The organism is Profundibacter amoris (assembly GCF_003544895.1).
Taxonomy (GTDB): domain Bacteria; phylum Pseudomonadota; class Alphaproteobacteria; order Rhodobacterales; family Rhodobacteraceae; genus Profundibacter; species Profundibacter amoris.
On the sequence record NZ_CP032125.1, the window covers coordinates 2098302 to 2124247 of the forward strand.

At 58.7% G+C, this 25946-nt stretch carries 27 protein-coding genes, 1 tRNA gene and 1 pseudogene; 12 read left to right on the top strand and 17 right to left on the bottom strand.

Features of this window, described 5'->3' with window-relative positions; genetic code table 11:
* Window positions 1-5 precede the first annotated feature (5 nt).
* A complete protein-coding gene (locus BAR1_RS10455; RefSeq protein ID WP_228408534.1) occupies window positions 6-797 on the top strand; it encodes an abortive infection family protein in 792 nt (263 codons plus the stop codon).
* A 162-nt stretch (window positions 798-959) separates the two neighbouring features.
* Here the strand turns inward: BAR1_RS10455 and BAR1_RS18200 are convergent.
* The 4 genes and pseudogenes from BAR1_RS18200 to rlmB all read right to left on the bottom strand — a co-directional run.
* Window positions 960-1070 (bottom strand): annotated as a pseudogene (locus tag BAR1_RS18200) (CoA-binding protein); the annotation flags it as partial.
* A gap of 73 nt (window positions 1071-1143) precedes the next feature.
* Entirely contained in the window at window positions 1144-1833 is a 690-nt protein-coding gene (locus BAR1_RS10465) for a sulfotransferase family 2 domain-containing protein (protein ID WP_118942969.1), read from the bottom strand.
* A 181-nt stretch (window positions 1834-2014) separates the two neighbouring features.
* Window positions 2015-2482, bottom strand: coding sequence for a CoA-binding protein (locus tag BAR1_RS10470; RefSeq protein ID WP_118942970.1), 468 nt, complete (start codon window positions 2480-2482; stop codon window positions 2015-2017).
* 198 nt (window positions 2483-2680) lie between these two features.
* Window positions 2681-3457: a 23S rRNA (guanosine(2251)-2'-O)-methyltransferase RlmB gene (gene rlmB / locus BAR1_RS10475; RefSeq protein WP_118944434.1), complete on the bottom strand. Its 777-nt coding sequence runs from the start codon at window positions 3455-3457 to the stop codon at window positions 2681-2683.
* A gap of 124 nt (window positions 3458-3581) precedes the next feature.
* Between rlmB and BAR1_RS17985 the strand changes: the two genes are divergently transcribed.
* Window positions 3582-3665 (top strand) — tRNA-Tyr (locus tag BAR1_RS17985).
* A 13-nt stretch (window positions 3666-3678) separates the two neighbouring features.
* On the opposite strand, the gene BAR1_RS10480 is transcribed toward BAR1_RS17985, so the two are convergent.
* Window positions 3679-4233, bottom strand: a complete 555-nt coding sequence (locus BAR1_RS10480) for a hypothetical protein (protein ID WP_118942971.1) — start codon at window positions 4231-4233, stop codon at window positions 3679-3681.
* Between the two features lie 158 nt (window positions 4234-4391).
* On the opposite strand from BAR1_RS10480, the gene BAR1_RS10485 reads away from it, so the two are divergent.
* The 3 genes from BAR1_RS10485 (at window position 4392) to BAR1_RS10490 (ending at window position 7302) form a co-directional block, all read left to right on the top strand.
* Window positions 4392-5393: a DinB family protein gene (locus tag BAR1_RS10485; protein WP_118942972.1), complete on the top strand. Its 1002-nt coding sequence runs from the start codon at window positions 4392-4394 to the stop codon at window positions 5391-5393.
* A gap of 189 nt (window positions 5394-5582) precedes the next feature.
* Window positions 5583-5747, top strand: coding sequence for a hypothetical protein (locus BAR1_RS17990; protein ID WP_162891748.1), 165 nt, complete (start codon window positions 5583-5585; stop codon window positions 5745-5747).
* A gap of 262 nt (window positions 5748-6009) precedes the next feature.
* Window positions 6010-7302 carry an O-acetylhomoserine aminocarboxypropyltransferase/cysteine synthase family protein gene (locus BAR1_RS10490; protein WP_118942973.1) on the top strand — a complete coding sequence of 431 codons (1293 nt, stop codon included), beginning with the start codon at window positions 6010-6012 and terminating at the stop codon, window positions 7300-7302.
* A gap of 43 nt (window positions 7303-7345) precedes the next feature.
* Here BAR1_RS10490 and BAR1_RS10495 read toward each other — a convergent pair whose 3' ends face one another.
* A complete protein-coding gene (locus BAR1_RS10495; RefSeq protein ID WP_118942974.1) occupies window positions 7346-8032 on the bottom strand; it encodes an SIMPL domain-containing protein in 687 nt (228 codons plus the stop codon).
* Window positions 8033-8194: 162 nt separating this feature from the next.
* Between BAR1_RS10495 and BAR1_RS18105 the strand changes: the two genes are divergently transcribed.
* Window positions 8195-11326 carry a hypothetical protein gene (locus BAR1_RS18105; RefSeq protein ID WP_194295000.1) on the top strand — a complete coding sequence of 1044 codons (3132 nt, stop codon included), beginning with the start codon at window positions 8195-8197 and terminating at the stop codon, window positions 11324-11326.
* 3 nt (window positions 11327-11329) lie between these two features.
* Here BAR1_RS18105 and hppD read toward each other — a convergent pair whose 3' ends face one another.
* Entirely contained in the window at window positions 11330-12424 is a 1095-nt protein-coding gene (gene hppD / locus BAR1_RS10510) for a 4-hydroxyphenylpyruvate dioxygenase (RefSeq protein ID WP_118942975.1), read from the bottom strand.
* A 132-nt stretch (window positions 12425-12556) separates the two neighbouring features.
* Here hppD and BAR1_RS10515 point away from each other — a divergent pair, with 132 nt between their 5' ends.
* On the top strand, window positions 12557-13015 hold the full coding sequence (locus BAR1_RS10515) for an Lrp/AsnC family transcriptional regulator (RefSeq protein ID WP_118942976.1): 459 nt from the start codon (window positions 12557-12559) through the stop codon (window positions 13013-13015).
* A gap of 89 nt (window positions 13016-13104) precedes the next feature.
* Here the strand turns inward: BAR1_RS10515 and cobT are convergent, their stop codons facing one another.
* Window positions 13105-14115 (bottom strand): nicotinate-nucleotide--dimethylbenzimidazole phosphoribosyltransferase, encoded by a 1011-nt coding sequence (gene cobT / locus BAR1_RS10520; RefSeq protein WP_118942977.1) that lies wholly within the window; start codon window positions 14113-14115, stop codon window positions 13105-13107.
* A 79-nt stretch (window positions 14116-14194) separates the two neighbouring features.
* On the opposite strand from cobT, the gene cobS reads away from it, so the two are divergent.
* On the top strand, window positions 14195-14950 hold the full coding sequence (gene cobS / locus BAR1_RS10525) for an adenosylcobinamide-GDP ribazoletransferase (RefSeq protein ID WP_118942978.1): 756 nt from the start codon (window positions 14195-14197) through the stop codon (window positions 14948-14950).
* A 235-nt stretch (window positions 14951-15185) separates the two neighbouring features.
* On the opposite strand, the gene BAR1_RS10530 is transcribed toward cobS, so the two are convergent.
* From BAR1_RS10530 to BAR1_RS10550, 5 genes are all read right to left on the bottom strand, one after another.
* Window positions 15186-15704 carry a CarD family transcriptional regulator gene (locus BAR1_RS10530; RefSeq protein WP_118942979.1) on the bottom strand — a complete coding sequence of 173 codons (519 nt, stop codon included), beginning with the start codon at window positions 15702-15704 and terminating at the stop codon, window positions 15186-15188.
* 259 nt (window positions 15705-15963) lie between these two features.
* Window positions 15964-16305, bottom strand: coding sequence for a ferredoxin FdxA (fdxA, locus tag BAR1_RS10535; protein ID WP_118942980.1), 342 nt, complete (start codon window positions 16303-16305; stop codon window positions 15964-15966).
* 53 nt (window positions 16306-16358) lie between these two features.
* The gene (locus BAR1_RS10540; RefSeq protein WP_118942981.1) at window positions 16359-16733 is read right to left on the bottom strand and encodes an RNA-binding S4 domain-containing protein; all 375 of its coding nucleotides are present in this window, start codon (window positions 16731-16733) and stop codon (window positions 16359-16361) included.
* Between the two features lie 3 nt (window positions 16734-16736).
* Window positions 16737-19526 (bottom strand): helicase-related protein, encoded by a 2790-nt coding sequence (locus tag BAR1_RS10545; protein ID WP_118942982.1) that lies wholly within the window; start codon window positions 19524-19526, stop codon window positions 16737-16739.
* Window positions 19527-19548: 22 nt separating this feature from the next.
* Entirely contained in the window at window positions 19549-20097 is a 549-nt protein-coding gene (locus BAR1_RS10550) for a tetratricopeptide repeat protein (RefSeq protein WP_118944436.1), read from the bottom strand.
* Window positions 20098-20170: 73 nt separating this feature from the next.
* Between BAR1_RS10550 and BAR1_RS10555 the strand changes: the two genes are divergently transcribed.
* On the top strand, window positions 20171-20458 hold the full coding sequence (locus tag BAR1_RS10555; protein WP_118942983.1) for an SCP2 sterol-binding domain-containing protein: 288 nt from the start codon (window positions 20171-20173) through the stop codon (window positions 20456-20458).
* A gap of 3 nt (window positions 20459-20461) precedes the next feature.
* Window positions 20462-21394, top strand: coding sequence for an alpha/beta hydrolase (locus BAR1_RS10560; protein WP_323368572.1), 933 nt, complete (start codon window positions 20462-20464; stop codon window positions 21392-21394).
* Window positions 21395-21504: 110 nt separating this feature from the next.
* On the opposite strand, the gene ribD is transcribed toward BAR1_RS10560, so the two are convergent.
* On the bottom strand, window positions 21505-22605 hold the full coding sequence (ribD, locus tag BAR1_RS10565; RefSeq protein WP_267128374.1) for a bifunctional diaminohydroxyphosphoribosylaminopyrimidine deaminase/5-amino-6-(5-phosphoribosylamino)uracil reductase RibD: 1101 nt from the start codon (window positions 22603-22605) through the stop codon (window positions 21505-21507).
* On the bottom strand, window positions 22602-23069 hold the full coding sequence (nrdR, locus tag BAR1_RS10570) for a transcriptional regulator NrdR (protein WP_118942986.1): 468 nt from the start codon (window positions 23067-23069) through the stop codon (window positions 22602-22604). The genes ribD and nrdR overlap by 4 nt, the downstream gene beginning before the upstream one ends.
* A 171-nt stretch (window positions 23070-23240) precedes the next feature.
* Here nrdR and BAR1_RS10575 point away from each other — a divergent pair, with 171 nt between their 5' ends.
* Together BAR1_RS10575 and BAR1_RS10580 are read left to right on the top strand one after the other, a co-directional pair.
* On the top strand, window positions 23241-24575 hold the full coding sequence (locus BAR1_RS10575; RefSeq protein WP_118942987.1) for an Nramp family divalent metal transporter: 1335 nt from the start codon (window positions 23241-23243) through the stop codon (window positions 24573-24575).
* Between the two features lie 89 nt (window positions 24576-24664).
* Entirely contained in the window at window positions 24665-24868 is a 204-nt protein-coding gene (locus BAR1_RS10580; protein WP_118942988.1) for a dodecin family protein, read from the top strand.
* Between the two features lie 46 nt (window positions 24869-24914).
* On the opposite strand, the gene BAR1_RS10585 is transcribed toward BAR1_RS10580, so the two are convergent.
* Window positions 24915-25430 (bottom strand): hypothetical protein, encoded by a 516-nt coding sequence (locus tag BAR1_RS10585; protein WP_118942989.1) that lies wholly within the window; start codon window positions 25428-25430, stop codon window positions 24915-24917.
* Between the two features lie 10 nt (window positions 25431-25440).
* Window positions 25441-25851 (bottom strand): secondary thiamine-phosphate synthase enzyme YjbQ, encoded by a 411-nt coding sequence (locus BAR1_RS10590; RefSeq protein ID WP_118942990.1) that lies wholly within the window; start codon window positions 25849-25851, stop codon window positions 25441-25443.
* Between the last annotated feature and the right edge of the window lie 95 nt (window positions 25852-25946).

Below are 25946 nucleotides of genomic sequence, written 5' to 3' on the forward strand. Positions count from 1 at the left end.
GGGCTGTGATAAACAAGTATTATAGCGATTTGATTGAGCAAGGAATTGATATCCCTGAAAGTGCGTTTGATAGAGCAACAGCTCTTCAAAATGGCTTAATTGCCGCGGCCACAGATGGGTCTTTTGCACTTGAGAATGGGGGTAATTTATACAAAGCATTTAGAAAAGAACTGATTGAAAACGTAGGCACACGGAATATTGCGCCTGACTTTTTGCGAACCAAAAGAGACCTTTCACAGTTTTGGGAGCACATCAAAGACAAGTTTCCAACCTATGCAGAACGTCGAAAATATTTGTATGAAGAGTTTTCGCCCCTCCTTGATTACCTGGAAAATTCAAACAGTTCCGCACATGAAACAACTGTTGGCGAAGTTTTTTCAAAATTCACACCGGGGCATATTCCCGAAATATGGGATAAAGCGCTTGAGCGAACAAAAAACGACCCCGAAGGTGCGATAACTCTTGCGAGAACTCTGTTGGAATCTGTTTGTAAATATATTCTCGATGATACCGAGACCCCATATAAAGCAGATGCAAATTTGCCAAAGCTTTGGGCTGATTGTTCGACCTTACTTAATTTATCTCCAAGCCAGCATACCGAAGATGTCTTTAAAACAATTTTGGGGAGCTGCCAAAATATAGTTGGATCACTTGGCTCACTAAGAAATAAAATATCAGACTCTCACGGACAAGGAAAGCGCCCTGTTAAACCACAAACCAGGCATGCTGAACTTGCGGTAAACCTTGCTGGTTCTATGGCGCAATTTTTGGTTTCAACATGGGAAAACAGAAAATAATGGATTTCAAATTTTGCAATATATATTGCAGACGAAATGTACTTGATAAGTAACTAAGGGCAGCGCCCGATCCGAGGGCTGGTGCGAAGCGCCCGCCCGTGGGGGCGGATCGGGCGCTGCCCGGCGGTGCCGCCGGGCGGGGCATTGATTTGATAGGCTGCTCTATAGTTTTGATCTTATACCCCCCGTATTGCCCCCCATCCGCAATTCCCCAAACAAACGCCGGTATTCGATTTTCGGGCACCGGTTCACCACCAACTGCCTACCCCGCGCCCCGACCCGTCAATACATATTGAAGTCAGACGATGAACGGTTGAAATCCAACCTGCAGCTGCGCGTTGCCCGCTCAATACCCGAATGCCTCGTAATCCACCGCAAACACCTCTTTCACGCGACGCTCCAGCGCGGCCAGATCCGGCCCCTCCAGCCCCAGAACATCCTCCGGCCCCTCACCCGCCTGCCGGCTGGCATTGCGCCGCTCGACCGTCTGCGGCAAATCCGTGATCCCCGCCGCCAGCAACTGGTCCCGCCAGTGATCGCTTTCCTCGACCCGCAGAATCAAATCGGCTGTTGGTTTTCGGCGCGACGGGTAGTGCGTCCATTGCGTTTGAAAGCCCAGCTTCTCGGGGAATTGCTGGATGAATTCCAGATACTCGAACGGGTCCAGCGTATCGAGCATTACGCCATACATCCTATGCAACACCCGACCGTTCTTTTGCTTCACAACGAATGAGTAGCTGGACACAAACCGCTCGAACGGCTGGCGCACGGCCGTAATGACAAAGCTGTTGTGCCACTGGCGTTTTCGCATCACCAGACGGGGCATCGCATGGGTGGTTTTGCCTAGCTTGCAGCCCAATAGTGTTTTCAGACTGCTGCCTGCCGATTTCGGGATATGAATAAAATAGACCGGCTTGCCGTCGACACTATGCGGCGTGGTCCAGGGCGCGGGTAATATCCCTGTCAGATTATACAGGGACTTTGAAGCAAAATAAATCTTCCGCTGAAGAATAGATCGCCTTAATGCTTTGTCCATTTCTTAATCGCCTGTCGCCTCATATTATTATAATACTATTACTATCACTTAATGACTACAGCTATTCTTTTTGGAAAGCCCATTTCGGGAAAAAATGTATGGCCAGCCATTTGGCACTTTCGCAAATTTGGATGGAAATAAAGGCACTCGATAAGCGAACACGTCTGCTACAGGCCGCTCTTTATAATTTCGAGCTGATCACACCCGTATTGAAGCCGCCCATCCGCAATTCACCAAACAACCGCTGATATTCAATCTTGGGACAGCGGTTCATCACCACCTGCACACCACGATCTTCGGCCAGTTTGGCGGCCTCTTCGTTCTCGACCCCGATCTGCATCCAGACGGCTTTCAGGTCGGGGAAAGCCTCTAAAGCGGCCTCGACAATTGGCGTCACGAATTCCGAGCGGCGGAAAATATCAACCATATCCACATGCCGGTCAATCGAGGCCAGATCGGGCACAATTTCCTGCCCGAACAGCATTTTACCCGCATGGCCGGGGTTCACGGGGATCACCGTAAAGCCCTTCATCGACAAATAACGCGCCACAAAATAGCTGGGGCGCACGGGGTTCATGGACACGCCGACACAGGCAATCACCTTGGTGTCTTGCAGGATCTTTTTCAGGTATTCATCGGTATAGGTCATGCCCCTCTTTACCAAGCAATCGCCGGCAAAGAAAGGCGACAAAAAAGCGCCCGATCCTTGGGCAAGGACGGGCGCCAGTTACGGAACGAGGGACAGTGAAAGTGAGGCGTGCGCGTTCCGGGCGCTGTGCCTCTGCTTATAGAGATAGGGTGCAGTTGCGCAGTTTCCAGAGGTGGTAAAAAATTTGTGATCACATCGCTATTCACGCGAGGCATAAAGCGCCACAGCCGCCGCGTTCGATACATTCAGCGAGCCAAACTCACCCGCCGCGTCAATTTTCACCAGTTGGTCACAGGTTTCGCGGGTTTTCTGGCGCAATCCCGGCCACTCGGCCCCCAGCACCAGCGCGATTGCGCGGTCCCGACGCCCCTCGACGGCCTGGGCCACGGATTGTTCCGCCTCGCCGTCCAGCCCCAGCATCAGATAGCCCATGGATTTCAACGTCTCCATCGCGTCGGCCAGATTCTTGATCCGTAAATAGGGCTGCCGTTCCAGCGCGCCGGATGCGGTTTTCGCCAAGGCACCGGTTTCAGGCGCGGAATGGCGGTGCGGGGCAATCACGGCCCGCGCGCCGAACACCTCGGCCGAGCGCAGGATCGCCCCCACATTATGCGGATCCGTCACACGGTCCAGCAACACCACGCGGGGCACCTGCCCGTCCGCGGCCATACAGACCTGTTCCAGATCGCCCCAATCCAGCGGCTTGACCTCAAGCGCGGCGCCCTGATGCACCGATTGCGGGTCCAGCGGGGCGGAAAATTTGCGCGGATCGGCCATTTCAGGCTCAATCCCGCTGGCGGCAATATCCTCGGCCAGTTTGTCATAAGCATTTTTGGTCACCAGCAGGCGCAATTTCGTTCGCGCCGGATTGCGCAACGCATCGCGCACCGCATGCAGCCCGAACAACCACACAGTTGCCGCCGCCGATGCGCGCCGCCCCTGTTCCTTTTCAATCACCCATTTGGGTTTTTTCATCGCTAAAACACCTTGTAATTTGCGCCCGCCCGACAATGCGCCGCCCCGCGCCGCGATACAAGCCGAATTCATGCCGATTTGCGCTTGACGGGTCCGCATTGCCCGAGTATCCACCCCGAGTGTTGGGCGACAGGCCGCAAGGTGTGGCAGGGGACTGTAACTCCCTCGAGGCGACTCACGCCTGGTTCGATTCCAGGGTCGCCCACCATTTCTCGAAACAGTTACGGCATCAGGATATCCGACCGCTGATAGGTCGCGGTGTCGGTGGTTCCATCGTCATAGATGACCGTCACCGACAGGCTGTTTATCGATCCGGCCTCAAAGCTCAAAAACGGCATAAGCGTTTCCATGGTCAGCGCATTTGGCTGGCCTGTGTCCAGATGGCATTCCTCGAATTCCAGCGGCTGTTCCGCTGACCCGTTCACCCCGTAGCTAACCTGATGCAAGCCACAACGCCACGCCAGCAGGTTGGTGAAATACAACAAATCCTTGCCATCATAATCACGCACCGCCACCCATTGCGATTTGGTCATCGACAGGATCGGTTTGACCTCGGTTGCGGTGGTGAATTTGCCCGTCGGGGTCTGGTCCTCGGGCTGCCAGTCTTCTTTGGCGGCATCCACCATATCTTCGGCTGTGCCATCCAGCAACGACCCTGCACCGTCGCTTGTCCCCTCCAGTAACGATGGCGGCGCCTCGGATTTGGCCGTGTGGTTCCCACCGGCGCCAAGCCCGGCCCCAATCGCGATGGTGAATATCAACACTAGGTGGAACATATGCTTCTCCCTTGGAAATCAATGATTGTTCTTTTGGCAATATCTTAAAGAAACCTGACCAGAACCCTAACCAAACTGACGCATTGGAACAATAACGTCTTTTGGCAAACAGGATTTCGGCTTATAGTTCGTCAAAATATAAACAGGCAAAGAAACACATGGCCAAAGCGCACAAAACCCAGCCCGATTTCAATATCGTCATCATCGGCCAGAACGGGCGGCTGCAATACGAGGCCGTGATGTTCGCCGCCTCGCTGCGCCACTCGGACCCCGATTTCAAAGGCCGCCTGTTTGTCGCCGAACCGCAGCCCGGCGACAAATGGTCCAAAGACCCGCGTATGTCCGATGACGTGCGCGCGTTGCTTGAACATCTGGGGGCCGAAATTCTGCCATTTGAAAGCCGGCATTTCGGGCAGGACTACCCCTATGGCAACAAGATCGAGGCGCTGGCCGCCCTGCCCAAGGGCGCGCCGTTCGTGTTTTTCGACAGTGACACCCTGATCACCGGCCCGCTGTCCAAGGTTGCGTTCAATTTTGACCGCCCCGCCGCCTCGATGCGGCGCGAAGGGACGTGGCCGGTGCTGGAACTCTACGGGCCGGGTTATAGCGAAACGTGGAAATCGCTTTATGACCGCTTTGGGCTGGATTTTGACAGCTCGCTGGACACCGCCCAGCCGAATGAATACTGGGAACGCTACCTCTATTTCAACGCCGGCTGGTTCTATTACCGCTGCCCGCATGAATTCGGCGCCCGTTTCACCGAATACGCGCTGGAAATCCGTGATAATACGCCGGACCCGCTGGTCTGTCAGGAACTGGACCCGTGGCTGGACCAGGTGGCCCTGCCGCTGGTGATCCATTCCCTTGGCGGCGGGCGGCCCGGGCCGGAACTGGACGGACTGGATGGGGATATATCCTGCCACTACCGCCTGTTGCCGTTGCTATACGCGCGCGAAAGCGACCGTGTGGTGGATGTGCTGGAAACCGTCACCTCGCCCAACAAGATCAAAAAGGTGATCAAACAATATGATCCGGTCAAGCGGATGATATTCCAGCGGCGCGGGCACAAGGTGCGGGCGATGTTCGACCGCGAAAACCCGCCCAACATGGAAAAGAAAATCCGCAACCAGATCAAGCGTGCAGGGTTTTGGATGCGTTAGAAGTCAAATCATATTAATTTCGTATTTTATGATCAAAATCAAATTCTTACACCCACTTCTGGCCTATACTACAGGCAGGGAACGCCGACTCGTATTTGATTGATCGGAGTATCCTTATCTTTATTTTCCGATTTGACCTGCGGGCGGCGCCTCTAACCCACTAACGGGGGTCAAAAAGGAGAACGTATAATGACCATATCAACAAAGGTAATTGGTTTTGTGGTAGCGGCCCTTTCCGTATTGTTTGTTTCGGCTTGTGACGACGACCATCCGTTCGGCTATCCAGTTGATAATAAGCAGACAACTCCGGATGACAATGCTCACGGGGATGGCGGCGGCGGTCATCACGGTTAGATCCAGGCGCCCATGCCTTTCTGAATTTCGGGGAACCGGATTCAGAAAGGCAAGGTTGCTGATGTCTTAAATCCTCCTGATACGGGAAAGGTTTCGAAACGGGAATCGGTTAATCGGGATGTTCGATCGGGTTTGGAAACCTGAACAAACGGATGCCCTGCCCATTCCCGCGATCAAAGGATTCCGTCCCTTTTCCCGCAGGCCGGTTGTCGCATGAATTTCCTTGCCTTAGGATACCCGAAAATCCAGCGAGGACAGCGACATGACAGACACCCCCACATACGGCTTTGACACCCTGCAAATCCACGCCGGCGCGCGGCCGGATCCGGCCACCGGCGCGCGGCAAACACCGATCTACCAGACCACCGCCTATGTGTTTCGCGATACCGATCACGCCGCCGCCTTGTTCAACCTGCAAGAGGTCGGCTATATCTATTCCCGCCTGACCAACCCCACGGTTGCGGTATTGCAGGAACGCATTGCCACGCTGGAAGGCGGCGCGGGGGCGGTGTGCTGCTCCTCCGGTCATGCAGCGCAAATCATGGCGCTGTTTCCCCTGATGGGGCCGGGTCTGAATGTGGTGGCCTCGACCCGGGCCTATGGTGGCACGATCACCCAGTTCAGCCAGACCATCAAACGCTTTGGCTGGTCCGCGAAATTCGTCGATTTCGATGATGAATCCGCCGTGGCCGCCGCGATCGACGAAAACACCCGCGCGATTTTCTGCGAAAGCATCGCCAATCCGGGTGGCTATGTCACCGATCTGGATGCCATCGCCAAAATCGCCGATGCCGCACAACTGCCGCTGATTGTCGATAACACCACTGCCACGCCCTATCTGTGCCAGCCGTTCCGGCATGGCGCGGCACTGGTAGTGCATTCCACCACCAAATACCTGACCGGCAACGGCACGGTGACGGGCGGTGCCGTGGTGGACAGCGGCACGTTCGACTGGTCGGCCACAGACAAATTTCCGTCCCTGTCACAACCCGAACCGGCCTATCACGGGCTGAAATTCCACGAAACCTTCGGCCCGCTGGCCTATACATTCCACGGCATTGCCATCGGCCTGCGCGATCTGGGGATGACGATGAACCCGCAGGCGGCGCATTACACATTGATGGGGATCGAAACCCTGTCGCTGCGCATGGAGCGCCACGTTGCCAACGCCAAAAAGATCGCAAACTGGCTGGAAACAGACCCGCGGATCGACAAGGTCACCTATGCCGGCCTGCCCTCCAGCCCCTATGCCAAACGCGCGATGCGTATCTGCCCCAAAGGCGCGGGCGCGCTGTTTACTGTGGCGGTCAAGGGCGGCTATGACGCCTGCGTAAAACTGGTGGAAAACCTGAATATTTTCAGCCATGTGGCCAACCTTGGTGATGCACGGTCCCTGATCCTGCATCCGGCCTCAACCACGCACCGGCAGTTGAACGAAGAACAGCAAGAGGCCGCAGGTGCCGGACCCAGCGTGGTGCGCATATCCATCGGCATCGAGGATGCAGATGACCTGATCGCCGATCTGGATCAGGCGCTGACGGTGGCAACAGCCTGATAATCTGGGCCAATCCCCCGCGTTAGGGGATTGGCCATTACGCCTAATCGGCAATCCCGAACACAACGCTCACATCCGCCGTCACTGACAATTTCCCCTGCGCCACCGGCACCGCCATCGAGCGCATCATATCGGCTTCCATCATCACCGGCCGCGCGCTGCGCACAGTGCCGTCGCTGATCGACACCACATCGCCCAGTTCCACACCGGCTGCCGTGGCGTATAGCTGTGCCTTGGCCATCGCATCCTTGATGGCCGCCACCCTTGCTGCGTTTTGCGCCGGTTCCATATCCTGCAAGCCAAAGCTTAGCCCGTGAAAACTGTTGGCGCCGTTTTGCACCACCGCATCCAGAACCACACCCAGTTGCGCCAAATCACGCACCCGCACGCTGACTGTATTGGTGGCTACAAAGCCGACAATCTGGGGCGGCGCCTTGGACATGGACCCGCCATTGTTCCAGCGCGGCGACAGCGACAGGTTGTTGGTCTGGATATCACGCGATTCGATCCCCGCCGCCGCTAGCTGTTTCAATACCGCCGCCAGCGCATCCGAGTTCTTCGCCATCGCCGCCCCGGCCGTTTTTGCCTCGCTGACCACCCCCATCGAAATGGTCGCCATGTCCGGCACCGTATCAACCACCCCGTGGCCATTCACCACAATCCGGCGGGCATCCTGGGCCATCACGGGCGTTGCCATCAATAAAACCAGTGCAATTATTACATTCCGCATAACAAATTCCTTTCACATTGTTTTTGATGTTCCACTGATAAGACGCACCCCGCAAGGCAATCCTTGGGGCTTTTCCTTTCCATAGGCGAAAACCTGCTATAGTGTGGCGAAAGTAAATATAACGCCTGCAGTCCGATATTCTTTCTGTGCTAGATCAATAACATGAAGCCAAATTTTGCCCTGAACCTGTGCCATAACGGTATCGCCCTTCTCCACCGCGAGAAAGACGGCTGGCGCATTGTGGGCGAAGTCTCACCGGAAGATAAAAACCTGCCCCGCGAACTGGATTACCTGCGCCAGACCGCTGCCTCGCTGGACAACGGCGGGGTGACCACCAAACTGGTGATCCCCAATTCGCAAATCCTCTATAAGGCCGTGCCGAACGCCGCCCCGACACAGGCCCAACGCGATCTACAGGCCCGCGCGGCCCTGGACGGGGCGACACCCTATCATATTTTCGAGCTGGCCTTTGATTTTTGTGTCATCGGGGATGATCTTCATATCGCCGCCGTGGCCCGCGAAACACTGACCGAAGCCGAAGATTTCGCCTTTGAGCACGGGTTCAACCCGCTGTGTTTTGTCGCCATTCCCGAGGCCGGACATTTTGATGGCGAGCCTTATTTCGGACAGACCACAACCGCCGAAGCCTTGCTGGAACAAGACGAAAGCATAGAGCGCGATACGGTTGCCATCAGCATCATCGCCCCGCTTGTGGCAAAAACCGTGGCAAAAGAGGTCGCGGAAAAATCACCCGAGACCGAGACCGAGACCGAGACCGAGACCGAGACCGAGACCGAGACCGAGACCGAGACCGAGACCGAGACCGAGACCGAGACCGAGACCGAGACCGAGACCGAGACCGAGACCGAGACCGAGACCGAGACCGAGACCGAGACCGAGACCGAGACCGAGACCGAGACCGAGACCGAGACCGAGACGGGCACGGGCGCTGATATTGAGCAAGAGGAAATACCGGAAAATCCGGTAAAACCCAAAGCCGGTCAGGATGCTGATGAAGCGGACATAAAGCCTGAGCCTGAGCCTGAGCCTGAGCCTGAGCCTGAGCCTGAGCCTGAGCCTGAGCCTGAGCCTGAGCCTGAGCCTGAGCCTGAGCCTGAGCCTGAGCCTGAGCCTGAGCCTGAGCCTGAGCCTGAGCCTGAGCCTGAGCCTGAGCCTGAGCCTGAGCCTGAGCCTGAGCCTGAGCCTGAGCCTGAGCCTGAGCCTGAGCCTGAGCCTGAGCCTGAGCCTGAGCCTGAGCCTGAGCCTGAGCCTGAGCCTGAGCCTGAGCCTGAGCCTGAGCCTGAGCCTGAGCCTGAGCCTGAGCCTGAGCCTGAGCCTGAGCCTGAGCCTGAGCCTGAGCCTGAGCCTGAGCCTGAGCCTGAGCCTGAGCCTGAGCCTGAGCCTGAGCCTGAGCCTGAGCCTGAGCCTGAGCCTGAGCCTGAGCCTGAGCCTGAGCCTGAGCCTGAGCCTGAGCCTGAGCCTGAGCCTGAGCCTGAGCCTGAGCCTGAGAAAAAATCCGCCAAAGCGAAAAAGAAGCAAGCAAAAACCGACAAACCAGCCGGTGTTATTTCGGCCGATGTGCCGGATACGGATACCCCTGTTCCCGACGCGCCCCTGCCCACGTTCGCAACCCGTCGTGACGCGGATGATGCCGATCTGCCCGACGCCGCGATTGAACGTATCGAAAAAACCGAAACCCGGCTGGCGATCCTGCCGGAAGGCAAAACGTCGAAATCTCCGCTGCTGGGCGGCGTGAAACGCAAGGAAACCAAAGTGGCAACAACCAGCGCGCCCGCAGCCCCTTTAAGGTTGGAAAACGCCATCAAACCGCTGCTGGACAGCCGCACCACCGACGAAGAGCAGGCGATGACGGTGTTTGGCGCCCGCAAGGTGACAACAGACAAAGGCAAGCCGCGCTATCTGGGGCCGGGATTGATGTTGCTGCTGGTTGTCGCGCTGGCCGCAGTCGCGATTTGGGCCAGTTTCCTTCCCGGCAAAGAAACCGCAGCAGACGGTGACGTTCCCGTTGTCGCCGATGCGCCCGCCGAAGAAATCCCTGTTGTTACCGAGGTCGCACCGCAACCCTCCATCCCCGAACAGGATCCGGTGGGCGATGCGCTGGCCATGTTGACCGAACCGACCATCCGGCGCGATCCGGTTGTAGAAGCAGAACCGGAACTGACCGCTGAATTGCCCCCCCTGACAGGTGCTGACACAGCCCCCCTACCCACAGCCGACACCCCCGCCGAGCCGGAAAAAACGGCGGCGACGGAACCGGAACAACCTGTCGCGGCCCTACCCGCACCGGTCCCCGAACCCGAACCGACACCCGAACAAGTTGCCGAACCGGAACCGGTTCCAACAGTCACTACCGAAAACGCGCAAGAGGCTTATGACGAAAGCGGCTTTTGGCAACTGCCCCCACCTGCAAGTGCCGCACCGGCCGAGCAAACCGGTCACACGCAATATATCGCGTCGGTGGACCCGCAGATAGCCTCACATGACGCGGTCGCCCTGCCGACGGTTTCACTGTCGCCCGACACACGGGTCACCCCGCCGCAAAACCCGCCGATCGCCAACAGCGAAAGCTTTCATCTGGATGATCGCGGTTTGGTCATTCCCACGGTCGAGGGCACCCTAAACCCGGACGGCATCCTTGTGTTCAAAGGCCCGCCCCCCGTCAAACCCGCTGTGCGTGGCAACCGGGCGCCGGATGTCACCCCTGTGCCCGATGATCGGCTGGCAAGGTTCAAACCGGCCCCGCGCCCGGCAAATCTGGTGCAGGCAAACGAAACCGCACAGCTTGGCGGAAGAACCCGTTCCGAACTGGCCGGATTTCGCCCCAAACCGCGCCCCTTCACCGCCAAGGTGGAAGAAGAGCTTGACGAAACTCCGACAGAAAACGCCGTGGTCCTGTCGCGCCTGCCCAATCACCGCCCGCGCAATTTTGCCCGACTGGTCGCCCGCGCCCGTGCATCGGCCCCCTCGGAACAGGCCACTGCCGCCGTAGCCGTGCCCCGCAACCAAACCGTAACCCCGCAAGCGCCAACCCGTGGATCGGTCGCACGTCTGGCCACCACAAAGAATGCAATCAACCTGCACCGCACCTCGCTGATCGGGGTATACGGCAGCCCCGGCAACCGCCGTGCCCTTGTGCGGTTGTCAAACGGGCGTTACGTCAAGGTCAAGGTTGGCCAGCGGGTTGATGGTGGCAAGGTGGCCGCGATTGGCGAAGACGAATTGCGTTACGTCAAAGGCGGGCGCACCGTGATATTGCGGATGCCAAAGCTATAAACGCTATTGCGCGGCAAATTCCCCGTTCTCGATCTGCTCGCGCTCGATCGATTCAAACAGCGCCTTGAAATTGCCTTCACCAAATCCGTCATCCCCCTTGCGCTGGATGAATTCAAAAAAGATCGGCCCGACCACGGTTTTGCTGAAAATCTGCAACAGAATGCGGGTTTCGCCGCCGCCGACCACCCCTTCACCGTCAATCAGGATACCGTGCTTCATCATCTGTTCCAGCGGCTCTTCGTGGTCTTTCACCCGCGCGCGGCTCATCTCGTAATAGGTTTTCGGCGGGCCGGGCATGAACTCCAGCCCCTTGGCGGCAATCGCATCGACCGAGCCGTAAATATCATCCGTCCCCACCGCGATATGCTGGATCCCCTCGCCGTTATAACGCTTCAGATAGGCCACGATCTGCCCCTTCTCACCACGATCCTCGTTGATCGGGATACGGATACGGCCACAGGGCGAGGTCAGCGCGCGGCTGAACAGCCCCGTGAACTTGCCCTGAATATCAAAAAACCTGATTTCGCGGAAATTGAACAGGTCGGCGTAGAATTTGAACCACTTGTCCATATTCCCCTTGTGCACATTGTGGGTCAGATGATCGAGGTAATAAAACCCGTCGCCAGCGGGATGGGCATTGTCGAGCCAATCGAATTTGGCGTTATAAGGGCTGGTGTCAAAATACCGGTCGATGAAATACAACAATGACCCGCCAATCCCCAAGATCGCCGGCACATCCATGGTTTTATCATCGCCGGTATAGGGTTCGGCCCCTTTAGAAACCGCATGGTCAAACGCCTTTTGCGCATCCACCACCCGCCAGGCCATCGACGGGGCGCAGGGGCCGTGCTGATCAACAAAGCGCATCCCGAAGCTGTCCGGCTGGTAATTCAACAGATAGCTGATGTCGCCCTGCTTCCACAGCTCGACCGCCTTGGTTTTGTGATTGGCCACATGTTTGAACCCCATTTTGGCGAACAGATCACGCAGGGCCTGCGGGTCTTCATGGGCGAATTCGACAAATTCGAAACCGTCGGTTCCGGCAGGGTTGTCGGCAGTGATGGTGGCACGGGGGGCGTCATGGGGGAATGGTCCCATCGGTTTTCTCCTGTTTGCGTTCAGAAGAAGAATAACAAAACCCGGATGTGTTTGGCGCGCGTTTTTACTAGACATTTCCGGTTTATACGCGCCATTATAACACATATTGGAGTTATTACGCGAGAATACCGCATGGCACTGGACAAAACCGATTCCCGCCTTCTGGTTGAACTGCAAAAGAACGCCCAGACCACTGCCGCCGAATTGGGCGAAATGCTGAACCTGTCGCCCTCGCAGGCCGCGCGCCGCCGTCAGCGGCTGGAAACTGCGGGCTACATCCGCAACTACAGCGCCAAACTGGATGCAAAACGACTGGGCCTGACTGTGCAGGCCTTCGTTCAGGTGCAAATGGCGGCCCATGACGCGCAGGCTGCGGCCTCGTTCGTGCGCCACGTTAAATCGCGCCCCGAAGTGATCAGCGCCTGGACCCTGACCGGCGAGGCCGACTACATGCTGCACGTCTATTGCGCCGATCTGGCCGCGCTGAACACGCTGATACAGGACGCCTTGCTGCCCCACAGTGCCGTAGCCCGTGTGCAAAGCCAGATCGTGATGAACGAGCTAAAGGCCGACGCGCCCTTGCCGGTCTAGCTTCTTCTTTTTCTAAATATCCGCGCCGCAGGCTAGGAAGTTTCTTGCCTGCGGCGCGGATATTTATTGAACAAAGATGAAAGGGAGCGTTACCCGTCCGAAACCCCCGCCTCGGCAAAGGTGGACATGCCCGAATGACAGGCAACCGCCCCCTTCAAAACACCAATCGCCAGCGCCGCACCAGATCCTTCGCCCAACCGCATACCCAGCGCCAGCAACGGCTCTTTACCAACATTTTTCAACACCTTGCCATGCGCAGATTCAGCCGAGACATGCCCCGCAACACAATGATCCAGCGCGCCCGCCGCCGCCATTTCCAGCGTCGCCGCCGCTGCCGAGCAGATAAACCCGTCCAGAATTACCGGTATCCGCAAGATTCGCGCCCGCGATATCGCCCCGGCCATCGCCGCCAATTCCCGCCCGCCAAGGCAGCGCAGAACCTGCAACGGATCCTTCAGCACATCCCCGTGCCGCGCCAGCCCTTCGGCCACCACGCGGGTTTTCACTGCCAACCCGTCATCATCCACACCTGTGCCGCGCCCCGTCCACTCGGCCGCATCGCCACCAAACAACGCCGCCGCAATCGCCGCCGCCGATGTGGTGTTGCCGATGCCCATCTCGCCGGTCACCAGCAGGTCCGCCTTGGGATCAACCGCGTTCCAGCCCGCCAGCAGCGCCGCAACCACCTCGTCCTCGCTCATCGCGGCATCCACGGTGAAATCCGCCGTGGGCCTGTCCAGCGACAGGGCATGCACGTCCATTTTCGCCCCGAACGCCTTGGCCAACTGGTTGATCGCCGCCCCGCCATGCTCGAAATTCAGCACCATCTGCTCCGTCACCTCGGGCGGAAAGGCCGAAACCCCCTGCGCACAAACCCCGTGGTTGCCGGCAAAGATGATGATCTGCGGCGCCTTTAGCGACGGTTTTGGATCGCCACGCCAACCCGCATACCAGATCGCCAGATCCTCGAGCCGCCCCAGCGCCGCCGGTGGTTTGGTCAACTGGCTGTTGCGCGCTTCGGCCCCCTGCCGCGCAACCGCATCCGCAGCGGGCAAATCTTCCAGAATGGTGCGAAATTCGGCGAGCGTGGTAAATGTCATGTCGGTCCCTCGTTGATATTCTATGCCTTTTAGGTTTAACGCTGGTAGAAGCGCAAGATGCAATGAAAAGGCCCTGTTGATGAGCAAACCCGACACCTCGCTGATCCGGCTGGCGGATATCCCCGCCGCCATCGGCCTGCTGACCCGCCTGCCGGTGAAAACCGCTGGCGCGCGCGGGGCGGCGGCCTGGGCCTTTCCGCTGGTCGGGCTGATTGTCGGGGCGCTGGCAGCGGCTTTGGGCTGGATCGCACTGGCGCTGGGGCTGTCTGCCCCGATCACCGCCGCGCTGGTGATCACGGCGCAGGTGGTCTTGACCGGCGCCATGCACGAAGACGGTCTGGCCGATACATTCGACGGGCTGTGGGGCGGCTGGGACAGGGACCGGAGGCTGGAAATCATGAAAGACAGCCAGATCGGCACCTACGGGGTGATCGCGCTGCTGGTGTCGCTGATGCTGCGCTGGAGCGCGATTACGGCCCTGATCCACAGCGGGGCGCTGTTCACCGCCCTGATCGCCGCCACCACCCTGTCGCGCATGCCGATGGTGTTCATCATGGCCACCCTGCCCCACGCCCGCGATGGCGGCTTGTCGGCGAGCGTCGGACCTGTGGCCAAAGACACCGCCGGCGTGGCCCTTGCACTTGCCCTGCTGACCATCTTCATTGCCCCGCTTCCCACAGGTATCTTTGCCCTGATTGCCGCCAGCCTTGCCGCTACCGCAATCGCCCTGATTGCCCTGCGCAAAATCGGCGGCCAGACCGGTGACATCCTCGGCGCCAGCCAGCAACTGGCCGAAATCGCCGCGCTAATCACTTTCGCAACACTTCTGGCCTAGGCACCTTCCACTTCTTCTTGCCCGAAATACCTCCGCCGGAGGCGAAAAAGGCGCTGCCCCCGTCAGGGGGCAGCGCCTTGGGGCGACGCGCATCGCGCGGCGCAATTCCTGAAACAAACGCTTGGAGCAAATCCAATCCAATTGAATTCACCACACAACCCGAACGCATTTGCAGGTGCAAACGCTGCCTCGAGTTGCGCGGTGAATACACTATTTCGATTAGATTGGATGCGCTCTAAGCCGCTGCAACAACCCGCGACATCAGAATATCGATGATCCCCTGACGGGCCGCATCCTCGCCATCACCGGCCACAGCGGCAAATTCACGGGTCAGCCGCTCCAATGCGGCCTCATACAACTGACGCTCGGAATAGCTCTGCTCGCGCTGCTCATCCGTGCGGTGCAAATCACGCACCACTTCGGCAATCGCAATCAGATCACCCGAGTTGATCTTCTGCTCGTATTCCTGCGCCCGACGCGACCACATCGCGCGTTTGACCTTGGCCTTGCCCTTCAGCGTCTTTTGCGCATGCGCCACCACGTCCGGCGACGACAGCGCCCGCATCCCGACCTCGATTGCCTTGTTGGTTGGCACCCGCAGAGTCATCTTGTCTTTTTCAAAGGCAATCACAAACAGTTCCAGTTCAAACCCGGCAACCTCTTGTTTCTCAACCGAGACAACCTTGCCCACACCATGGGACGGATACACGACAAACTCGTTAGGGCGAAAATCCAGTTTCTTCGACTTGCTCATTCAGTTCACTTCCTCGGTTCAACGTCGCCAGACCAGACAGTATTCAGGCGACAATAAACCACCCGTCAGGCTTTCAGCACCGAGGGTGGCTACAGGTTTCGATATGTGTTTCACCCGTGAATATAGCAGAAATTATGCCCTATTTAAAGCGCAGCCATACCGAATCCACGATTCCACGTTGTTTTACAGGCCATAACATCCAATTTTTCAGGTAAAAACCACACCCGAAACCGGCTCTGGAGCAAGCGTGAACGAATCGTTATTCGCTGCCTTCGCCTGGCTTCTCGGAAAAGTATTTCTCCAGCTTGCCCTCTTCGCCATCGCGCTCTTCGGCTTCGGGCAGCGGATCTTTTTTCTCGATGATCACCGGCCAGATTTCGGAATATTTGCGGTTGAATTCAACCCATTTATCCGTGTCCGGTTCGGTGTCGGGGCGGATCGCGTCAGCCGGGCATTCCGGTTCGCAGACACCGCAATCGATACATTCATCCGGATGGATGACCAGCATGTTTTCACCCTCGTAAAAACAGTCTACGGGGCAAACCTCGACACAGTCGGTGTATTTGCAGGCGATACATTTGTCATTGACGATATAGGTCATGGGTAGCCTCTGAAATCTCAACCATCTGCGCCTGACTATTCGCTTGCGTGCAATCAATCAAGGTAGGAACCGCGTAAAATGCGCGCTGTGCGACGATCTTTCTTGGTCGGGCGGCCCTTTCGCTCGATTTGGGCTGTCGGTTCGGGCTTTTCCTCGGGCGGAGTCAGGTCAAGATACAGCGCCTGTGCCTCGGGGGCGGGACCGCGGCGGGTGGCGATTGCCGTGATCTGGATCACCCGAATGCGGCGGGCCTGCGGAAAAGTCAGCGTATCGCCCGCCGTCACCAAAACTGAGGCCTTGGAAATCCGCGATCCGTTCAGGCGCACATGGCCCCCCGTCACCTGTTTGGTGGCAAGCGAGCGGGTTTTGAAAAACCGCGCGTGCCACAACCATTTATCGACGCGGCCCTTATCCGGCGCGTCTGCCACGGATCAGCCCTTGTCCTTTAGCCCCATAAGCGCGGCGGCAAAGGGGTTGTCGGGGTCGATTTTCTTTTCTTTCTTGGGCGGGCGCGCCTGATAGGTTTTCGCCCCGTCGCGTGGCGGGCGTTTGCCCTGCGGTTTGCCGCGCGGTTTGCCCTTGCCCTGCGGCTTGCGACGTTCGCCGCCGCCCTGGCGTTTGGGCGCCCATGTGAAGGTATAGAAGACCTCCATTTCGGGGGCTTCTTCACTGGACTCGGCAGCCTCGGCTGGGGCTTCGGCTTCGGGAGCAGCTTCCTTCGGCGCTTCCGACTCGGGTGTCACCTCGGCAGGCGTTTGGCTGGCCTCGGCCTCGCCTTCCGGTTTGGCCTCTTCGGCGGGCTTTTCGCCCTCAACGGCCTTGGCGTCCTCGACCGGTGCCGGCTTGACCTTCACCCGTTCGCCTTTTTCCGCCTTATAGCCCAACCCCTGCATCAGGTCGGCGAACTGTTCCAGCGTCATGCCGGTGATTGACAGCATATCGGGGTTGGCCTCGAAGCCGCTGCGGCTGTTTTCGGCGCGCAGCATGTCGGCCAGACGTTCCAGCATATCGATGCGGATCGCGCGGCTGCCTGCGGCGCGGTAACCCGACATGGTATCCCAACCCTTTGGCGCGTCTTTCTCGGTCGGGATGGTGACCAGACCGGGCGGCGGGCTTTCGGGGAATTCGTCCAGTTTGTTTGCCAGCGACCACAGCACCAGACGCAGGCGCGTCGGGGCGGGTTTCAGCAACAGCGGCATGAATATGGTGAACTGGCCAAAGCGGATACCGTGTTTGCGCAGGGTGGCGCGGGCATCCTGATCCAGATCCTTGACCTCGGCCGCGACTTCGGAACGGGGCACGATGCCGAAATTCTCGATCATGCGAAAGGCAAAGCCACGGGCAATCGGTGGCAATGTGTCGTCTTTGGACAGGTTCAGCAGCGGTTCGAACAAGGTCGCGACCTTGCGGTCGATGAAATGCTGCAAACGGCGCTGCACCTTGGTGGCGACATCGACGCCCGCCTCGTCATCGACAAAGGCCACGGCCTGCGGTTTCAGCGCGTCATCGCCCGCCACCAGCTTGCCCACGGCATGTTCGCCCCACATCAACCCGCCCTGTTCGGTAAAGTCGATTTCCGTATCGGGCGCGTTATAGAACCGGTCGGCCAGCAGATGGAACTGCGGCGCAAGCGCGGCCACACTGGCAGCGCGCAGGGTCTTGGCCTCGTCGGCATTGGCGGTTTTGTCCTGCGTAAAGCGGAACCCCTCAAGACGGCCAATCAGTTGCCCTTCGACCGTCACTTCACCTTTGTCGTTCACTTCGGCCACGAGGCCCTCCTTCTGCTTCAACCGGCGCAGCAAAACGGACGTGCGCCGGTCAACAAATCGTTGTGTCAGCCGCGCATGCAGCGCGTCCGATAGGCGGTCTTCTACAGCGCGAGTCGCCCCGCGCCAATGGGTTTCGTCATCTACCCAGCCTTTTCGTTGCGCGACATAGGTCCATGTGCGGATAAACGCCAAGCGTTTTGACAGCGCGTCAATGTCACCTTCGGATCGGTCCAGCCGTTTGACCTGCCGCGCCAGCCAATCGTCGGGAATGCGGTTATACTGTTGTAAATACGCGAAAATCTGTTCCAGGATCGCCGCGTGTTCAGCATGGCTGATGCCGCGAAAATCGGGGATGCGGCAGACATCCCACAGGCGTTTGACATCCTGCGGGCCGCCAATCCGCGTTGCAACATCATCGCGCGCGGACAGGGTTTTCAGCGCCATAAGGTCATCTGACTCGCGTGCGCGGGTCAGCCAAGGGTCATCCGTGGGGGATTCGAGCGCGGCAATCAGACGTGCCGTATTGCCGAATTCCAGCCCCGAATTGCGCCATTGCAGCTTTTTCACCGGTGCAAACCTGTGGTTGGTGATGGCATCGACCACCCCGTCCGCAAGCAGCGGTGCCTCGCCGGTCACGCCGAAACTGCCGTGGCGCATATAGCGCCCCGCGCGGCCCGCGATCTGGGCCAGCTCGTTCGGTTGCAGCGGGCGCATCCGGCGGCCGTCGAATTTGGTCAGCGAGGAAAAAGCGATGTGGTTGATATCAAGATTCAGCCCCATGCCGATGGCATCCGTCGCCACCAGATAATCGACATCGCCGTTCTGATACATTTCCACCTGCGCATTGCGGGTGCGTGGGCTTAGCGCCCCCATCACCACCGCCGCCCCGCCCTTTTGGCGGCGCAGAAGTTCGGCGATGGCATAGACGTTGTCCACCGAAAAGCCGACGATGGCGCTGCGTCCGGGCATCCGGCTGATTTTCTTGGAGCCTGCGTAAACCAGTTCGCTAAGACGATCACGGCGGAGGAATTGCGCCTTTGGCACCAGTTCGGCAATTGCGCTGCGCATCGAATCCGCGCCCAGAAACAGGGTTTCCCGTGTGCCGCGAGCGTGCAGCAGGCGGTCGGTAAAGACGTGGCCACGCTCGGGGTCGGCACATAGCTGGATTTCGTCAATCGCCAGAAAATCGGTGCCCATGCCAGCCGGCATCGCCTCGACCGTGCAGACCCAGTATTGGGTGCGCGGCGGCACGATGCGTTCCTCGCCGGTGACCAACGCCACAACGGAGGGGCCGCGCAAACCAACAATGCGGTCGTAAACCTCGCGCGCCAACAGGCGCAGCGGTAGGCCGATGATGCCCGTGCGGTGCCCCAGCATCCGTTCGATCGCGTAATGGGTTTTGCCGGTGTTGGTCGGCCCCAGAACGGCCGTGATCCGGTTGTCGTCAAGCATATCTATCCAACCCGTTCAGCGCCTAAAGCGCCACACCTTCAAGCCGTGATACGGCCTCTTGCACGGTTTCGTCATGCGGCACCAGTTCCAGCACCTTGCGATAGGCCACCAGCGCCTTTTCGGGGTTTTCCATTTCCTCGAGGATATAGGCCAGCCCCGTCAGCGCCCCGAAATGGCGCGGGTTCAGGGCAAGGGTGGTGCGCAGATCGGCCAGCGCGGGACCGAACAGGCCTGACTCAAAATAGGCGGTGGCGCGGGTATAATAGCCTTCGGCGAAATCCGGTGCGTGATCAACCAGCGCAGTCAGGTGTTCGATGGCCGCCTCTGTGTCCCCGTCCCGCAGCGCATCGCGCCCGCGTTTCAACAGCAGATCCATCGAGGCCGATCCGCTTTGCGACCAGAGGGTTTCGATCTGTTTGGTGATTCTGTCGGTTTGCTCCACCGTGGCCAGCTGCAATTCGTCGAACAATTCGTCCACAGTCACCTCTTGGGCGCCCAAAGGTAGGGAAAACATGACTGTCAAAGCGAATGCCGTAACGATACGTTTGTGAATAGGGTTGATTATGCTCATAACAATACCGAGTTTAAACCATGCATCGGCAAGATACGAGACCCCGATGTTCACGAATTGAAAAGGATGACCCATGAGCGAAGTAATCGACACGGCCGTTGCCGCCCTGAACGAAAAGATTTCCGGCGGATTTGACGGGATTGCCAAATTTGTGATCGGTGACGAAGGGGCTGTGATCATCGATGCCGATGGCGCCCGCGCCGGTGATGACGACGCAGATGTGACCATGACGGCGGATGCCGATGTGTTCCAGTCGATCCTGGAAGGCGAAACCAACCCGACTGCCGCCTTTATGACCGGCAAGCTGACGATTGACGGCGATATGGGCATGGCGATGAAGCTGGCTTCGTTTCTGGCCTAAATGATGGAAACCGCACCCCTTTATACCGATGTCGCACGCGCCCCTGACGGGGGCGTGGCCTATTGGCTGGATACGGATGACGGGGTGCGCATCCGTGTTGGGGTGTGGAACAAAGGCACCAGGGGCACGGTTCTGCTGATGCCCGGGCGCACCGAGTATATTGAAAAATACGGTCTGGTGACCGGCGATCTGCGGCAGCGTGGCTATGCCACGATTGTGGTGGACTGGCGTGGTCAGGGGCTGGCCGACCGGATGCTGGATGATCCCGACACAGGCCATGTGCTGAAGTTTGCCGATTACCAGCGGGATGTGGCCGCGATGGTGCAGGCGGCGCGGGAACTAGAAATGCCGCAGCCGTTTTACATGCTGTCCCATTCGATGGGTGGCTGTATTGCGCTGCGATCATTGGTGGACGGGCTGGAGGTGAAAGCCTCGGTTTTCAGTGCGCCGATGTGGGGTATTCTGATCGGCCCCGTGATGCGCCCGCTGGCACGCGGGATTGCCTGGGCTGCAAGCACGGTTGGTATGGGGCAAAAATACGCGCCCGGAACCAGTGCGCAAAGCTATGTATCGGTCGCCCCGTTCGAGGACAACCTGCTGACCACCGATCCGGATATGTATGCGCTGTTGCAGGAACAGGTCGCGGCACATCCCCGTTTTGCGCTGGGTGGGCCAAGCATGAACTGGCTGTTCGAGGCGCTGACCGAAACCCGCAACCTGATGGCAATGGAGGCCCCGAAGGTGCCGGCGCTGACGTTTCTGGGTACAAACGAGCGGATCGTGGATACCGCAGCGGTGATCAAACGGATGCAGGACTGGCCGGACGGGCGGCTGGAAATGGTTGAGGGGGCCGAGCACGAGGTTCTGATGGAAGGGCCGGAAATTCGCACACGTTTGATGGATCAGACAGTGGATTTGTTCGGGCAGCATTCCTGATCAGGGTTTGCGCTGCGCTTTGCGCATCGCCCCAACCGCGCGCCCCTTGCGGGGCGCGCGGTTTTGCCTCCGGCGGGGATATTTCGGAAAAGAAGAAGGGAACGCTTGTGCTAGGTCTTGCGCCAGTTGTGCATGATGTCGGCGCCCAGTTGACGTTGCTCGACCAGTTCAAAGCGCGGGGCCAGGGCAAGGCGTTGCAAGCCAAGCGGACCAAGCGAGGGCAACCCTTCGGCTCCCAGAGCGATACCAGCGGTAAAGCCGATCAATTCATCCACCAGACCTGCGCGCAGAAGCGACGCGGCAAAGGCCCCGCCGCCTTCGACAAATACCCGTGTCAAACCGGCCTGCCCCAGTGCATTCAGGATTGAAGCCGGATCAAGCAGACCTTGACGGATGGCGCAGGGGATCAGGGTGGCACCCATGCCGGACCATGCGTCGATCAACGCCGGATCGGCACCCTCGCCATGGCAAAGCCACAGCGGCACAACGCCAGCGGTGCGGGCCAGATTGCCCGAGAGCGGCAGGTCAAGATTTCGGCTGGCGATGATGCGCACCGGCTGGCGGGAAATGCCCAGATCGCGCACCGTCAGGGTCGGGTCATCCGCCCGTGCGGTGCCGCCGCCAACCATCACCGCGTCATGGCGGGCGCGTTGCAGATGCACCATGCGCCGCGCCTCGGGGCCGGTGATCCACTGGCTTTCGCCGGTTGCCGTGGCGATGCGCCCGTCAAAACTGCTGGCCAGCTTCAGGGTGATCATCGGACGGTCCTCCTGCACCCGTTTCAAAAAACCGGCGTGGGCGCGCAGGGCTTCGGACTGCATCACCCCCGTTGTCACCGTGATACCGGCGTCGCGCAAAATGGCGTGCCCCCTGCCCGCGACACGCGGATCGGGATCCTCGAGCGCCGTCACCACCCGTGCCACGCCAGCATTAACCAGCGTTTCGGCACAAGGCGGGGTTTTGCCGTGATGCGCGCAAGGCTCTAACGTGACATAGGCCGTGGCCCCGCGCGCTGCCTCGCCTGCCTGTTTCAGCGCCATGGTTTCGGCGTGGGACCGTCCGCCATCCGCCGTCCAGCCGCGCCCGATGATCCGTCCAGCCGCGACAACCACACAGCCCACCGCCGGATTGGGCCATACACGCCCCAACCCGCGCGCGCCCAGAGCAAGGGCGAGCACCATAAAGCGGGCGTCTTGGTCTGGCTGGGTCACTCTTCCGGAGAATCGTCAGGCCGCAATTCGCTTACGAATTTGTCGAAATCATCCGCCGCCTGGAAATTCTTGTAAACACTGGCAAAACGAACGTAGGCCACGGTGTCGATCCGGGCCAGGGATTCCATCACGATTTCGCCAATCGTTTGCGATTTGATATCGGTTTCGCCCATGCTTTCCAGCCGCCGTACGATGCCAGAAATCATCTGGTCGATGCGTTCCGGATCAATCGGGCGTTTTTGCAACGCCATGCGGATCGACCGCTCCAGCTTGTCACGGCCGAATTCCTCGCGGCGGCCATTGGATTTGATCACCACAAGATCGCGCAACTGCACCCGTTCATAGGTGGTAAAGCGACCGGCGCAGGCCGGACAGAACCGGCGACGACGGATTGCGGCGTGATCTTCGGCAGGGCGTGAATCTTTGACTTGGGTATCGACGTTTCCACAAAAAGGGCAGCGCATAGCCTCTCCATTGGGTTTGTTCAGGACTTATCCACAGGCACTATAGGGCAGCCGCAACCCTTTGGGTAGGGGGGAAATGCAACCGCAACATACAGCCCCTCTTGACCCTTTGATCAGAAACGCGTAGCTGCTAGTTAAGAATAGTTCTTAATTGCAATATCAGGATAAAAATTGACAGAGTCAAACGGCTGGCGCCGCCCACAATCGGAAAAATCGCTGGCGGAATCCCATGCCAGCGTGCGCGTGTCCAAAGGGCATTTTCTGCGCCGGTTTCTGTCGTTTTTCGGCCCCGGTTATCTGGTGGCGGTCGGCTATATGGATCCGGGAAACTGGGCCACATCGCTGGCCGGAGGCTCGGCTTTCGGCTATACACTGCTGTCGGTGATCCTGATATCCAATGTCATGGCGATTTTGCTACAGGCGCTGGCGCTGCGGCTGGGGATTGCTTCGGGACGGGATCTGGCGCAGGCCAGCGGGGATGCGTTTTCCCGCCCGGTGGGATTTGTGCTGTGGCTGCTGGCCGAAGCGGCAATCATCGCCACCGATCTGGCCGAGGTGATCGGCACCGCCATCGGGCTAAACCTGCTGTTCGGCATCCCGCTGGAAATCGGCGTGGTGCTGACCGCGCTGGATGTGTTCCTGATCCTGTGGCTGCAGGGCAAGGGGTTTCGCAAACTGGAAGCGGTGGTGATTGCCCTGATGGCTGTCATTTTCGCCTGTTTTGCCGTGCAAATGGTTTATGCTGCGCCGGTCTGGGGCGATGTGTTGCGCGGATTCATCCCGCAGCGCGACATCCTGCAAACGCCGGAAATGCTGTATCTGGCGCTGGGGATCATCGGCGCGACGGTTATGCCGCATAACCTGTATCTGCATTCCTCGATCATCCAGACCCGCGACATCGGCCCGACCCGCGCTGACAAGCTGGACGCGATCCGCATGGGCACGATCGATTCCACCGTGGCGCTGATGTTTGCACTGTTTATCAATGCCTCGATTCTGATTTTGGCCGCCGCCACCTTTCATGTCGCGGGACAATACGAGGTGGCCGAAATACAGGATGCGCACCGGCTGATCGGCCCCCTGCTGGGCGCGCCGCTGGCGGCCAGCCTGTTCGCGGTGGCGCTGCTGGCGTCGGGGCTGAATTCGACCGTGACGGCCACGCTGGCGGGGCAGATCATCATGGAGGGGTTCATCCACATCAAAATCGCCCCGTGGAAGCGCCGGCTGGTCACCCGCGGCATTGCCATTGTGCCTGCCCTTGTGGCCACAGTGATCTATGGCGAAAGCGGCACGGCGCGGTTGCTGGTGCTGTCACAGGTGGTGCTAAGCCTGCAACTGCCCTTTGCCATGGTGCCGCTGGTGCTGTTCACAGCAAACAGCCAGAAGATGAAGGGCCTGCCCGCCCCGCGCTGGCTGACCCATGCGGCCTGGGTGATCACGGTGATCATCGTTGCGCTTAATCTTAAGCTGATCTGGGATGTGGTCACCGGCGCGGTTTCAATCTGAGGGCGCGCAACTTGCACAGCATTATTGGGCTACTTTGGTAAATTGCTGTTTTTGTGCCATACTTTGGGTTTAACCAAAGGGAGAATATTATGAGTGTAGCACGCGTAACCGAGATTTCCTCGACCTCGAAGAAAAGCTTTGATGACGCTGTAGAGGAAGGCGTCAAACGCGCCTCCAAAACCCTGCGCGGGATCACCAGCGCCTGGGTAAAAGAGCAAAAAGTGACCGTAAAAGACGGAAAAGTCAGCGAATTCCGCGTCAATATGATGGTGACATTCGTTCTGGACGACTAACACACCCCAACGGGCGCGCGCCTGAATAAATGGCGCGCGCGCCGGTCTACTGGCAGCTTTCCCAGCGCTGTTCCTCAAGGTTATAGCATTGGCCCGCCGCAGTTTTCGCCTCATAGATGCTGCCCCCGTAACCGAAACTGACCGATCCGGGGTCACATTCCAGCGTGGCCAGCGTTTCCCCGCCCTCGTTCACGTCGATCAAGCCGCTGATCTCGGCCTGTATTTCATCCTTTTCGTCGTCGGAAAATTTACGGTCAATGACGCCGGCGACCACATAGCTTGTCTTGTCGTTATGAAAGGTCACAGTTTCCCATATTGCGCGGCCAATGCCCGGCCAGGGGGTATATTCGGCATCAATGACAGGAACGGACAGGGCCAGATCGGGGGCCTTGCCAACACGGCCAAAGCGATAGGTGAACATGTCCCCTTCCACGCAGACGTCCACGGCTTTTCGCCCGTTCGAGAACGTGCAGCTCAGGAATGTGTCTTGCGGTGTGGCGCATTCGGCAATCGCGGTTTGAGGGAAGGTTAGCAGGCTCAAAGCTGCAACGATTATACGCATGGTGTTTCCTTTACTCGTGACTTAGATGCGCGGCCACCTGACGGGTGTGCGGCGCGTTACGGTGTTCAAACAGATATATCCCCTGCCATGTCCCCAGCCGCATTTTACCGTTTTGCACCGGAATGGAAAGGCTGACAGGCAGCAGCGCGGCTTTGATATGCGCGGGCATGTCGTCGGGGCCTTCATAGGTGTGGGTAAGATAGGCCATTTTCGGGTCGGTGGTGGGCGGCACCAGCCGGTGAAAGAAGTTTTGCAGATCGGTCTGCACTTCGGGATCGGCGTTTTCCTGTATCAACAGCGAGGCGCTGGTGTGTTGCACCAACAGGGTCAGCAGGCCATCACCCGAGACCCAGTCGGCCACTTGGCGGGTGAATTCATAAAGGCCGGGGCCGGAAGTAGGGATGGTGAATGTGGTTTGCATAGCGGCATATGATAGCGGCATTGCGCGGCGAGTAAAGGACAGGTGGCACAATAGGGCGGGGCTCACCCCGCCCTACGACTTGCTTCGATTTTTAC